Genomic DNA, 12,579 nt, shown 5'->3' with positions numbered 1-12,579 from the left:
GCACGAGAACATGTACCGCTTCGCCGGTTGGCGCTTCCTCGAGATCGGCCGCCGGCTGGAGCGCGGTATCCAGATCTCCCGCACGCTGTCGCGGCTGACCAGCGCCAAGGCGCCGGACGGCGCGCTCGACATGATGCTGGAGATCGGCGACAGCGTGATGACCCATCGCCGCCAATATCCGGTGCAGGCCGGTCGGCGCACGGTGATCGACCTGCTGGCGCTCGATCCGCTCAATCCGCGCTCGATCCTGTTCCAACTCGAAAGGCTGAAAGCCGAAATCGGCCTGTTGCCGTCGCTCGGCGGCGAGGGGCAAATGTCGCCGGCGGCGAAGGAAATCCTGCAGCTCAACACCCAGATCGCCATCAAGGAGCCTTCGGATATGACGGCAAAGGCGCTGGACGACCTCGCCTTTGAAATCGGCGGCCTCTACAACAGCCTCGCCAAAGCCTATTTCGGCTAAGCAGGTTCTTCCGCAAAAGTGTCGCACGGTTTTGCGACAAGAACCTGCGCAAAGGCAGAAAAATAGAACATGCTCTACGACATCAGGCTTCATCTGCATTACGATTACGCTGCGGCGGCCGGCGGCGGTCGTCATCAGGTGCGCGTACTGCCGTCGACGATATCAGGCGTGCAGCGTGTCATCGCCGCATCCCTGTCCTTTGCGCCGGCACCCAACGAGCGTTCCGACTTTTCCGATTTCTTCGGCAACAACGTGACCTCGATCGCCTTTCGCGACGCGCATGACGCGCTCGACATCAGGATGAGCGCCCGCGTGTCGGTGTCTCGGCCCGAGCCCGGGCTCGACGTGTCGCCCGATATCGCCCGGCTGAGGCAGGAGCTCGCCGCGATGCGGTCTCTGGCACCTGATGCACCGCACCACTTCCTGACGGCCAGCACCCATGCCGGCATCGACGATGCGATCACCGCTTACGCACGCGACAGCATCGCCGGCTCTGCCGCCGGCACGGCCGTGAGCCTGTGCAATCGCATCCATCGCGATTTCACCTATGACGGCGAAGCGACAACGGTGCGGACCCGGGCCAGTGATGCCTTCAAGTTGAAGCGCGGCGTTTGCCAGGACTTTTCACACATCATGATCGCCGGCCTGCGCGGGCTCGGTATTCCGGCCGGCTATGTCAGCGGCTTCTTGCGCACCATCCCGCCGAAGGGCAAGCCCCGGCTGGAAGGCGCCGATGCCATGCATGCCTGGGTCAAGGTCTGGTGCGGGCGCGATGCGGGCTGGCAGGAATTCGATCCGACCAACGGCATGCGGGCCAGCAACGACCATATCACCGTCGGCCACGGCCGCGACTATTCGGACGTGGCGCCGATCGTCGGCGTGCTCAAGACCACGGGGGGACAGGTTGGCGAGCAAGCTGTCGACGTCATTCCGGTCGTGCTCGAAAGAGCCTGAAGCAGGTCGTACACGCAGCGGTATTTGCGCCGCAATTCGGGATGGACAAGACTGCTTCTCAAATACCGATGTGGCCGCTAGTCTGTATTCGTTTCGGGGTGACGGTAATTGTATCCTCAAGCGCATGGCGCGAGGTTTTGTAATTGAGAGCAATCAGCGTCGTCATTCCTGCCTGTAACGCGGCGGCGACCATTGCTGCAACGCTGGCATCGCTACGCAGCGAGGCCGAGATCATCGGCGAGATATTGCTGGTCGACGATGCGTCGACCGATGGCACGGCAACCATCGCGCGGGAGGCCGCGGCACAACTCTCGTTGCCGCTGCGCGTGCTGTCGGCCAAATGCCGCGATGCAGGCGGTGCCCGCAATTTGGCGCTGGCCGAAGCGGTCTATTCCTGGGTCTACCTGATCGATGCCGACGACCTGCATCTGCGGGGCGGGTTGCGCGCACTGCTCCGCAAGGCCCGGGAGCAGCCGGAGGCCGACATGATCGTGGGTGCCTACCGGCGACGGGTGAACGGCCAGGACCGGCAGATCAAGATGCCGAACGGCTTTCAGGCTGCGTGCCTGGCAAATGCCTCGGCCTATGTGAAAGGCGACATACGTTCGGTCGCCGTGGGCAGCGTTCTGGCATCGCGGCCCCTGATCGGCGAGACGCGGTTCCCCATCGGAATGGCCTATGACGAGGACACGCTGTTCTGGGCACGGCTGATGAGCAAGGCATCGCTCGCCATGGTTTCGCAACCTGTCATGGTCTATGAGGTTTCGCCGGTACGTTCCGATGACCGCTTTGCCCTCAACCCGGTGCGGCGCTTTCTGGACTGGCGCCGGGAACTGCGCACACTCACCGACTGCAACATCCCGTTGTCGGCGCTCAAGGCCAGGGAAGGGCTTGTCGCCCTCAAGATCGCCCGGGTCCACTATGCGCGCGGCGATCTGGGCACCGCGGCGCGCTTCCTGGCGGTAGCCGCGGCCGCGCCGAAGCGGCGCTCAGAAGCTTGGCGCTGCCTGCGCTACAGGTTCAAGCTCGCGGCGCGGCGGCGTTTGTCGGCGCCGCCGATCAAGCTGCAAGGCGCTCTGTAGGCGCCAGCCACCGCGATATCGGCGCGAGGCGCTTTTCGGACGGCGGGTGGAACCAGCGGTCGGCCAGTGGCTTATCTACGGAATTCGCGTGGAGCCGACATGTTGCAAAAATCCGGATTGTCGCCCAGCCGACCGGCTGGCGAGGACGCTGTATCGCCAGATGGTGCGCCCAAAAACGGGGCGCAAAGCTCGGCCGACCATGCGTCGCTTAGCTATGTCAGTGATGCCGAGCCCGGTATCCGGCGGCTGAAAACAGGCAAGGGGTTCTCCTACAAGGGACCGGACGGAGGAACAGTTTCGGCCACTACCAGGGCCCGCATCGAGGCGATCGTCATTCCGCCGGCCTGGACGGATGTGTGGATTTCGCCGGACGCGGACGGCCATATCCAGGCAACCGGCAGGGACCAGCGCGGACGCAAGCAATATCGTTATCATCCGCAATGGGCCGAAGAGCGCGATGGTGCCAAATATTCGAGCCTGGTTGCTTTCGCCGAGAGCCTGCCGGACCTGCGGCACAGGATCGACAGCGATCTGCGCCGTCGTGGCCTGCCGTTCGAGCGTGTCGTCGCCGCGGTCGTCTGGCTGCTCGACAACACGATGATCCGCGTCGGCAATGCCGCCTACGCCCGCGACAACAAGAGTTTCGGGCTGACCACGTTGCGCGACCGGCATGTGGATATTGTCGGTTCAAGCCTGCGCTTTGCCTTCAAGGGCAAGTCGGGCAAGGAGTGGAAGCTGAAGCTGGTCGACCGCCGCATCGCCAGGATTGTGCGCGGCGCGCAGGACCTGCCAGGCCAGAAGCTGTTCCAGTATCTCGATGAGGACGGCAACAGGCGGCCGGTCCGCTCCGAGGACGTCAACCGCTATATCCGTGAGGCGGTCGGTGACGCCTTCAGTTCGAAGCATTTCCGCACCTGGGGCGGCACCATTCACGCCGCGTCGCTGTTTGCCCAAACGGAACTGCCGCAAAGCCAGGCGCAGCGAAACAGGGCGATGAACAGCGTCATCGACAAGGTTGCGGAGCGGCTGGGCAATACGCGTGCCGTCTGCCGCAAATGCTATATCCATCCGCGGGTCTTCGAAGCGTGGTCCGAAGGGCGGTTGCTGAATGAAATGGCGCAAGCCAACAAACGCAAACGCTCCATCGATGGTCTCGATGACGAGGAAGCTCTCGTGCTGCGATGGCTGAAACTGGGAGAAAGCTGACCGGCGCGGCTGGCCGTGGCCAAATCCGTCCACATCTGGATTTTTTATCGACGTCGTGTCGGGATCGGTCTTACTGTTTCGTCCTTTGACAGAGAAAAGGACCAGCCATGCTCTACGCAATCCTCTGCTATGCCTCCGAAGATGTCGTCTGCTCCTGGAGCAAGGCACAGGACGATGAGGTCATGGCCAATCTCCTCGACGTTCAGGACAAGTACGCCAAGGCTGGTCGGCTCGGCCCGGTGGCACGGCTTCTGCCGACGACCGCCGCGACGACCCTGAGAAAGGTCAAGGGCGAATCGGTCGTCATCGACGGGCCGTTCGCCGAGACCAAGGAACAGTTCCTCGGCTTCTACACGCTCGAATGCGCCGATCTCGACGAGGCGGTGGAGTTCGCCCGCGAGCTTTCCGAAGTCAACCCGAGCGGCGGCTCCTATGAGATCCGGCCGGTCTCGATCTTCAATCCCGCCAAGGTTTCCGCATGACCGAAATGGCCTGGATAAGCTCCGCGATCAGCGCCGCCCGCCCGCAGGCGATGGGTGCGCTGCTGCGTTATTTCCGCGATCTCGACACGGCGGAGGAAGCTTTCCAGGACGCGTGCCTCAGGGCGCTGAAGAACTGGCCGCAGAACGGGCCGCCGCGCGACCCGGCGGCGTGGCTGATCTTCGTCGGCCGCAACAGCGGCATCGATGCGGTGCGCAAGCGCGCCAAGCAGGCGCCGATGCCGGAGGAAGACCAGGTTTCGGATCTGGAGGACGCCGAGAGCGATATCGCAGAGCGGCTGGACGGGGCGCACTACCGCGACGACATATTGCGGCTGCTGTTCATCTGCTGCCATCCTGATCTGCCGGCAACGCAGCAGATCGCGGTGGCGCTGCGCATCGTCTCCGGTCTTACGGTCAAGCAGATCGCGCGCGCCTTCCTGGTTGGCGAAAGCGCCATGGAGCAGCGCATCACTCGCGCCAAGGCGCGCATTGCGGACGCCGGCGTGCCGTTCGAGACGCCGGGCGCGGTCGAGCGGTCGGAACGGCTCGCCGCCGTCGCCGCCATGGTCTACTTGGTCTTCAACGAGGGCTATTCGACCAACAGCGGCGAGGCGCCGGCCCGCGCACCGCTGTGCGAGGAGGCGATCCGGCTGGCACGGCTCCTGCTGCGGTTGTTCCAGACCGAGCCGGAGATCATGGGGCTGACGGCGCTGTTGCTTCTGCAGCATGCGCGCGCACCGGCCCGTTTCGACGAGAGCGGCGAGATCGTGCTGCTCGAAGACCAGGATCGCAGCCTGTGGAGCCGCAAGATGATCGATGAGGGGCTGGCGCTGGTCGACAAGGCGCTACGCCATCGCAAGCCCGGCCCCTACCAGGTGCAAGCGGCGATTGCCGCATTGCACGCGCGGGCCGAAAGGGCCGAGGATACCGACTGGAACGAGATCGACCTGCTCTATCGCTTGCTGGAGCAGATGCAGCCGTCGCCGGTGGTCACGCTCAACCGGGCCGTCGCGGTCTCGAAGGTGCGTGGACCGGCAGAGGCGCTGGCCATGATCGAGCCGCTGGAAGAACGGCTTTCCGGCTATTTCCATTTTTTCGGCCTCAAGGGGGGCCTCTTGATGCAGCTCGACCGGGGCGACGAGGCGCGCGTCGCCTTCGACCGCGCCATAGCGCTTGCAAACACGGCGGCGGAAGCGGCACATATCCGCATGCATATCGACCGGCTGATCAGGGACGGTGCGGTACGCCCAGCGGCCAAGAAGGCAAACTGAGCGCCATCTGCCCCATCTGGCTCAATCGTGCAGTTTGGGCTTGGACCATGCCGGGGTGGTGATTTTCCCTTGAAACGAGTAATGCCACGCGATGATCGTGCCTGAGGTGCCTTTGTGCACGCGGGCAGCATGGCGCCAGGCTTTGACCGGCATGCCTTTTGTGCATGTCGTTGTTCCAAAACCGGGGGCACTTTTGGCGACATGAATTATGAGCGACGGAATCTGAAAGGGACAAGAATGACGATAGGCAACGAAACGACCGAACTGCTGGCGAAACTGGGTGTGGCCGAGGAGACGCTTGTCGGCGGCGACCTGATCGTGCGCAGCCCGGTGACGGGCGAGCAGATCGCGGCGCTGAGGACGATCTCGCCGGCTGACGCGGCCAAGGTGATCGATGCCGCGCACAAGGCCTTCCAGGCCTGGCGTATGGTGCCCGGCCCGCGACGTGGCGAACTGGTGCGGCTGCTCGGCGAGGAGCTGCGTACGCACAAGGCCGAGCTTGGCCGGCTGGTCTCGATCGAGGTCGGCAAGATCCCGTCTGAGGGCCTCGGCGAAGTGCAGGAGATGATCGACATCTGCGATTTCGCCGTAGGCCTCTCCCGGCAATTGTACGGCCTGACCATCGCCACCGAGCGCCCAGGCCATCGGATGATGGAAACCTGGCATCCGCTCGGCGTCGTCGGCGTCATTTCCGCCTTCAACTTCCCGGTGGCTGTATGGTCGTGGAATGCCGCGCTGGCACTGGTCTGCGGCGACGCGGTGGTGTGGAAGCCGTCGGAAAAGACGCCGCTGACCGCACTTGCCTGCGAGGCTATCTTCAAGCGTGCGGTCGAGCGCTTCGGCGCGGACGCACCTGATGGCCTGGCGCCGGTGCTGATCGGCGACCGCGCCGTCGGCGAGATCCTGGTCGATCACCCCAAAGTGCCGCTGGTTTCGGCAACCGGCTCGACCCGCATGGGCCGTGACGTCGGCCCGCGGCTGGCCAAGCGCTTTGCGCGCGCGGTGCTGGAACTCGGCGGCAACAATGCCGGCATCGTCTGCCCGACCGCCGATCTCGACATGGCGCTGCGCGCGATTGCTTTTGGAGCGATGGGCACGGCCGGCCAGCGCTGCACGACGCTGCGGCGCCTGTTCGTGCATGACAGCGTCTACGACGCCTTGGTTCCGCGCCTCAAGAAGGCCTACGAGAGTGTGTCTGTCGGCAATCCGCTGGAGACCTCCTCGCTGGTCGGGCCGCTGATCGACAAGGCGGCCTTCGACGCCATGCAGAAGGCGCTGAAGGAAGCCGCTGCCCATGGCGGCAAGGTGACCGGCGGCACGCGGGTCGAGAACGGCCATCCGGATGCGTACTACGTGCACCCGGCGCTGGTCGAAATGCCAAGCCAGGTGTCACCGGTGACGGAAGAGACCTTCGCGCCGATCCTCTACGTGATGAAATATTCGGACTTCGACGCGGTGCTCGACGAGCACAATGCCGTGGGGGCAGGCCTGTCCTCGTCGATCTTCACCCGAGACCTGCAGGAATCCGAGCGTTTCCTGGGTGTCGACGGATCGGATTGCGGCATTGCCAATGTCAACATCGGTACCTCGGGCGCTGAGATCGGCGGTGCCTTTGGCGGCGAAAAGGAAACCGGGGGCGGCCGCGAGAGCGGCTCCGACGCATGGAAGGCCTATATGCGGAGGGCCACCAACACGGTGAACTATTCCAAGGCGCTGCCGCTCGCCCAGGGCGTGTCGTTCGACATCGACTGAAGGGCTCGTCGGCTTGGGCATCCCCGCACGGGAATGCCGCACCGGTCAGCTGCCTGCCGGGTAGTCAAAGGCCTCGACGAATGCGGAATCGATGATAGCCAGCTTGACGGCCTGGGCGGTCATGTACTCCCGGTAGAAGTCGCCCGACACCCACATCACCGAATTGCCGCGCTGGCCAAGCCAGCCAACGCTGCCGAGGTCTTCGGCATCCCGCAGTTTGCGTGCCAGGTGGGTTCGCGACAGCTTGAGCCATTTGGCGAAATCGCCGATCGAGACGACGCCGGTCGGTATTTCAGCGAGGCCGGCATGGTCGGGATCGACGCCCGATATCAGCCAGTCCATGACGACGCCGCCATTGTTGAGCCAGGTGAACAGCGAAAAGGTCTGCCTGGGCTCGCGCACGGGGCTGGAGGAGATCAGGCCGTCGGCCACCAGCGGCTGCACCCTGGCGAGAGCATCGGGCCGCTCCAGAAACGTCGCCAGACGGTTCGCACCGTCGAGACTGTCCAGCGTGTGCAGGTGCGCCATCATCCAGCCGGCAACCGTCTCCAGCGTGTTCACCGTTGGCTGAATGGGGCGGATGCGGCCGTCCTGTGTTGCCGGCAGGTGCTCGATGAAATTGTAATGCAGCATCTCCTTGAGGAAGGCGTCGGCGGTGTTGCGGCTGGCGACGGAATTCTCCCGGATGACGTCGATGAAACGCGCCGCCGTCAACTGCTTGCGGTAATCATCGGGCTCCCGTCTGAAATGCAGGGCAAGGCCGATATGCGCCATCAACCAGCGCTGCTGGGTGGCAAATATCGAGGCGAGCCTCGGGTTCATCCCATAGGCCTGGATCATCGCCTGCGCCTGGGCACGGACACAGCGATGCAATCCGGGTGACCGGCAATATGGTCAAAGGTCTGCGTCATTCCCCCCATGCTCCGATCCAGCCTTACGGCCACGAAGACGCAGATCACATTTTCAGCCTTCACGGCCCGTGTCCAGACGCGCCCTGTCTATAACAGGTTATGATCGCCAGGAGACAATGTTCTCGGTCCGGGCAGATGTCGATCGCGCCGACCCTCAGCGGTCTTCCGGGACTGGAAAACAGGCGGCGAATGCCGCATCGACAATGGCCAGCTTGGCGGCCTGGACGGTCATGTACTCCTGGTAGAAGGTGTTCGACACCCACATCACCGAATGGCCGCGCTGGCCGAGCCAGCCGACGCTGCCGAGTTCCTCGGCAGCGCGCAGCTTGCGGGCGAGGTGGGTCCGCGACAGCTTGAGCCATCTGGCGAAATCTCCGATCGAAACCACGCTGGTCGGAATCCGGTCCAGGCCGGCATGATCGGGGTCGATGCCCGACATCAGCCAGTCCATGACGATGCCGCCATTGTTGAGCCAGATGAACAGGGAAAAGGTCTGGTTGGGCTCACGCACCGGCTTGGAGGCAAGCAGGCCGTCCGCCACCAGAGGCTGCAGCCTGGCAACCGTATCGGGCCGCTCCAGGAACCTGGCCAGCCGGTCGGCACCATCGAGATGATCCAGCGTCTGCAGATGAGCAAGGACCCAGCCGGTGAAAGTCTGCACGGTTGCCGCCGTTGGCTGCAAGGGGTGCGTGCGCCCGTCGCCACCCGAAACATACTCGGCGACATGATAGTGCAGCATCTCCTTGATGAAAGCGTCCGCCGTGTTGCGGCTGGCCACCGCGTGCTGGTGTACGAACTCGATGAAACGCGATACCGTCAGCTCCTTGCGGCGGTCGTGCGGATCGCGCCTGAAATGCATGGCAAGGCCGACATGACCCATCAGCCAACGCTGCTGCGTGGCGAAAATGGAAGCCAGTCGCGGGCTCGTTTCATAGATGTCGATCAGCGCCAACGACTGTGCCTGGACACAGCGATGCAGGGCCGGATGGCCGGCAATGTCTTCCAGATTCAGCGCCTTCCTCCTCATGTTCCGAGTTAACTCCAACAGCGGAGTCGCGTCCACATTTTCCAGCCTTCGACAGCTGTGTCCAGAGGCACCGAATGCGAAGAGCAAGCCCAACCCGAACATGGGGCCGGCCACGACCGGTTCATGGTGGGGTCCGCTAACCGGTTGTCATGCCCTGGGAAGCGGGCCGGAGATCTGCGGCTTGACGGGGATGGTGGAGAGTGAGTTACCGTGCCAAGTGCAATCGCGACAAAATCAGCCAGGTAATCCAGCTGCGCGAACCGCGCCGCGCGTCAGTCTGCAGGGGCGTTTTCAACTGATCCATGGCGGCATCATCTCTCGCCCCCAATACGCGACCAAACCGGCCAGCTTTGGCCGGCCGGTTGGTACGATCGACATCAGCCGCAGATGCGGACCTCTTCGATCACCCTGTGGTGGTGGCGCCAGTGCCTGACCAGTTCGATGTGGCAGCGGTGATGCCGGTGGTGGCGGCGATATTCGCCGTACCGGTATCCGCCATTGTCGTACTGAACGTCCTGGTCGCCATCATACTGATTGTCGTAATAGCGATCGCGGTGGTGACGGCGAATAACGATCCCACTATCGGAATCGTCATCCGGCAAATATCGGTCGTCATCGTCGGACTGGATGGTCACGCTTGCCGCTTGCGTCGGCGCAGTGATCGCCGCTGTCGCGGCCAATGCCAACAGGGAAGCCAGAATCAGTTTTTTCATCTCGTCCTCCTGCGCGTTCGAGACATATTAACTCGGGGAAGAACTGGGCGTTCCGTCTAATTTTTACACGCTTTGCGACGCGGAAGACATCAAGGCGTTATCGTCTCCCCGCTCCAGGCGTACGAAGGCCGTCAGCGGCAGGTGGTCGGAGGCAACGCGCGAAAGCGGCGTGTCATGCGCGTTAATGGCGGCAATCATGCCGTGCCTGTTGGCCATGATCCGGTCGAGCGCCAGCAGCGGCAGGTTCGACGGGAAGGTGGGGACCGCCGGCGGCTGCGGGCCGAACGTTGCATGCAGTGTGTTGAGAGCGGAGCGGTTGCCAAGTCGCCATTCGTTGAGGTCGCCGAGCAGCAAGGTCGGTCTTTCGTCCGGGCTGTTCATCAGGTCGAGCACGACGCGCGCCTGCTGGGAGCGCGAGCGGCGCAGCAGGCCAAGATGGGCGGCGATGATGCGCAGCGTCTGGCTTCCGTCGAGGTCGATCTCCGCCACCACCGCGCCGCGCGGCTCCAGTCCCGGAAGCTTGATCTGGTGCACGTCGCGAACGACGCCCTTCTTGAACAGCAAGACGTTGCCATGCCAGCCATGGCCCTTGCCGGTGGCCGAAATCGGCACCGGAACCAGGCCGGTTTCCCGTTCGAGCCGAGGCAGGTCGAGAAGCCCATTACGGTCGCCGAAGCGATTGTCGGCTTCCTGCAGCGCGATGAGATCCGGATCGATTTCGCGGATGACGCGGATGATCCGTTCCGGGTCGAATTTCCTGTCGACGCCGATGCATTTGTGGACATTGTAGGAGGCAACCAGCGTGCCGGTGGTGGCTGTCGTCTTGAGTGCGGCGGCATTGGCTTTCTGCATCCGGCGGTCACGAAGGGACAGAAGCATGCTTGCCGGGAGGCTGCGTCCAATTCTGTGCATCTCTGTGCTGCTCGTCCTCGCTGGCATCAATTCAGAAGCCGGATACAGTGAAAATAGTCAATTTCCGCGTATGTTCCATGACGGACGAGTTCCTCAAGCGCACCTCCGCCTTAGAGATAGGGTGAACCGAGCCACAATACCCGGTCGAACAGCCTGATAAGAAACGGCCGGGCTCGCAAAGCTTCCAGCGTCACCGGCACGGCGGAGGCGATCGCCGACCCGATCCGCGCCTCGATCTCGCTGGCAAAGCCGGCATCGAGCACCTCCAGGTCGATCTCGAAATTCAGCCGCAGCGATCGGGCGTCAAGATTGGAAGAGCCGACATAGGCCCACACGCCGTCGATCGAAAGCAGCTTCGAATGGTCGAACGGTCCCTCGGTGCGCCAGACACGGCAATAGTGTTTGAGTACCTGATCGAACTGCGCCATCATCGCGCGGTCGACGAGGAAAAGATTGTTCACCGCCGGCACCACGATGTCGATTTCGACCCCGCGCCTGCCGGCGGTGATCAGCGCGCTGATCAGTTCCCGATCCGGCAGGAAATAGGGCGACATCACGCGTATAGACTTGCGGGCGACCGAGAATGCACCGATCAGCAGCTTGTGGTTGGTCTCGTTGCTGGCATCCGGGCCGGAAGCGACCGCCCGCACCATCATCGGTGCGCCTGGCGACGGCGCCAGCGGGGCGATGCGCCAGGCGTCGCCTTTCAGCGCCTCGTTGGTGGCGAAGCGCCAGTCCTCGGCGGCGACCGAAAAGAGGTCGGCGACGATCGGACCGGTCACCCGGAAATGCGTGTCCCTGGCGCTGTTGGAGCCGGCGAATTCGGCGGAGAAGCCTTTTCGGATGTTCATGCCCCCGGTGAAGGCGGCGATGCCGTCGACCACCAGGATCTTCCGGTGGGTCCTCAGATTGGCGTAGGGCAGGCGCAGGCCCATGACGATGTTGCCGTTGAAGACATCGGCGGGGATGTTGGCCTCGCGCAAATGCCCCAGGATGCTCGGCACCGAGTAGCGGGCGCCGACGGCATCGATCAGCACGCGGACGGTGACGCCGCGGTGGACGGCGCCGGCAAGCGCCTGGACGAAGAGCAGGCCGACGGCGTCATTGTCGAAAATATAGGTCTCGAGCAGGACGCTGCGCTCGGCACCATCGATGGCCGCGCACATGGCGGCATAGGCCTCGTCGCCGGTCTCCAGCACATCGATTGCATTTCCAGGATTGAGCGCGCGCCGCGCCACCCTGTCGCCCAATGTCCGCAAGCCCGTGAACCGTTGCCCGTAGCGCTCGACGATCAGGGCCTCTTCGACAGCGACGTCGCGCTCGTGCTTGGCGGACACCGCGCCATCGGCAAACGGGCGCTGGGCGGTGATCGTGGCGCGGCGAATGCGGTTGATGCCGGCGACGGCATAGATCAGCACGCCGAGGATCGGGGACAGCACCATCACGCCGACCCAGCCGGTGGCGGCGCGGACATCTTCCTTGGTCATGACGGCATGGACGATGCCGACCGTCGCCATCACCACGGAGATGATCGCCAGAATTTGCGGCCAGTGAGTCGCCAGGGTCGCCAACATGCCGAGACTATCCAGCGAGCGGTTGCAGAAGGCAATGCAGCCGCTCGTGCCGTGCATTCGGTGGATGGTGGCATGCGGCCTTGGCTGAAGAGTTCGACCGGCCGCAAAGATCGATGGGTTGAAGCACCCCGATAGATTCTGTTCAGAAGGACAAACCTGACCCAGGGGAAGCATAGAGCCTGGCATCGTCCTGTCCTGCTCGGGCTCTTATGCTTTGGTACCACCTCTATTGACG

Annotated in this window: 13 protein-coding genes; 7 read left to right on the top strand and 6 right to left on the bottom strand. The window is 63.5% G+C overall.

What is annotated here, in order from left to right; genetic code table 11:
• From EN750_RS04000 to EN750_RS03975, 6 genes are all read left to right on the top strand, one after another.
• A partial coding sequence (locus EN750_RS04000) for an alpha-E domain-containing protein (RefSeq protein WP_189526036.1) occupies positions 1-460 on the top strand: 460 nt, incomplete at its 5' end.
• Between the two features lie 69 nt (positions 461-529).
• Positions 530-1,414, top strand: coding sequence for a transglutaminase family protein (locus EN750_RS03995; RefSeq protein ID WP_127270501.1), 885 nt, complete (start codon positions 530-532; stop codon positions 1,412-1,414).
• Positions 1,415-1,557: 143 nt separating this feature from the next.
• Positions 1,558-2,496 carry a glycosyltransferase family A protein gene (locus tag EN750_RS03990; RefSeq protein ID WP_127395692.1) on the top strand — a complete coding sequence of 313 codons (939 nt, stop codon included), beginning with the start codon at positions 1,558-1,560 and terminating at the stop codon, positions 2,494-2,496.
• A gap of 99 nt (positions 2,497-2,595) precedes the next feature.
• On the top strand, positions 2,596-3,702 hold the full coding sequence (locus tag EN750_RS03985) for a DNA topoisomerase IB (protein WP_127395691.1): 1,107 nt from the start codon (positions 2,596-2,598) through the stop codon (positions 3,700-3,702).
• Between the two features lie 107 nt (positions 3,703-3,809).
• Positions 3,810-4,184, top strand: coding sequence for a YciI family protein (locus tag EN750_RS03980; RefSeq protein ID WP_127270092.1), 375 nt, complete (start codon positions 3,810-3,812; stop codon positions 4,182-4,184).
• Positions 4,181-5,455: an RNA polymerase sigma factor gene (locus EN750_RS03975; protein WP_127326696.1), complete on the top strand. Its 1,275-nt coding sequence runs from the start codon at positions 4,181-4,183 to the stop codon at positions 5,453-5,455. Before EN750_RS03980 ends, EN750_RS03975 begins: the two co-directional genes overlap by 4 nt.
• Positions 5,456-5,476: 21 nt before the next feature.
• Here the strand turns inward: EN750_RS03975 and EN750_RS41430 are convergent, their stop codons facing one another.
• On the bottom strand, positions 5,477-5,608 hold the full coding sequence (locus EN750_RS41430; RefSeq protein ID WP_281057362.1) for a hypothetical protein: 132 nt from the start codon (positions 5,606-5,608) through the stop codon (positions 5,477-5,479).
• A gap of 84 nt (positions 5,609-5,692) precedes the next feature.
• Here EN750_RS41430 and EN750_RS03970 point away from each other — a divergent pair, with 84 nt between their 5' ends.
• Positions 5,693-7,207, top strand: a complete 1,515-nt coding sequence (locus EN750_RS03970; RefSeq protein WP_127395690.1) for an aldehyde dehydrogenase family protein — start codon at positions 5,693-5,695, stop codon at positions 7,205-7,207.
• 45 nt (positions 7,208-7,252) lie between these two features.
• Here EN750_RS03970 and EN750_RS03965 read toward each other — a convergent pair whose 3' ends face one another.
• The 5 genes from EN750_RS03965 to EN750_RS03945 all read right to left on the bottom strand — a co-directional run bounded on the left by EN750_RS03965 (position 7,253) and on the right by EN750_RS03945 (position 12,344).
• Complete coding sequence (locus EN750_RS03965; RefSeq protein WP_245482604.1) at positions 7,253-8,047, bottom strand: hypothetical protein; 795 nt, start codon at positions 8,045-8,047, stop codon at positions 7,253-7,255.
• Positions 8,048-8,272: 225 nt separating this feature from the next.
• A complete protein-coding gene (locus EN750_RS03960; RefSeq protein WP_127395688.1) occupies positions 8,273-9,145 on the bottom strand; it encodes a hypothetical protein in 873 nt (290 codons plus the stop codon).
• Between the two features lie 377 nt (positions 9,146-9,522).
• Positions 9,523-9,858, bottom strand: a complete 336-nt coding sequence (locus EN750_RS03955) for a hypothetical protein (RefSeq protein WP_127395687.1) — start codon at positions 9,856-9,858, stop codon at positions 9,523-9,525.
• 63 nt (positions 9,859-9,921) lie between these two features.
• Positions 9,922-10,770 carry an endonuclease/exonuclease/phosphatase family protein gene (locus EN750_RS03950; RefSeq protein WP_127395686.1) on the bottom strand — a complete coding sequence of 283 codons (849 nt, stop codon included), beginning with the start codon at positions 10,768-10,770 and terminating at the stop codon, positions 9,922-9,924.
• 110 nt (positions 10,771-10,880) lie between these two features.
• A complete protein-coding gene (locus EN750_RS03945) occupies positions 10,881-12,344 on the bottom strand; it encodes a phosphatidylserine/phosphatidylglycerophosphate/cardiolipin synthase family protein (RefSeq protein WP_127380723.1) in 1,464 nt (487 codons plus the stop codon).
• Positions 12,345-12,579: the final 235 nt, after the last annotated feature.

The organism is Mesorhizobium sp. M7A.F.Ca.ET.027.03.2.1, from assembly GCF_003999175.1.
GTDB lineage: Bacteria > Pseudomonadota > Alphaproteobacteria > Rhizobiales > Rhizobiaceae > Mesorhizobium.
This window is presented reverse-complemented; position numbering and strand designations above follow the sequence as displayed.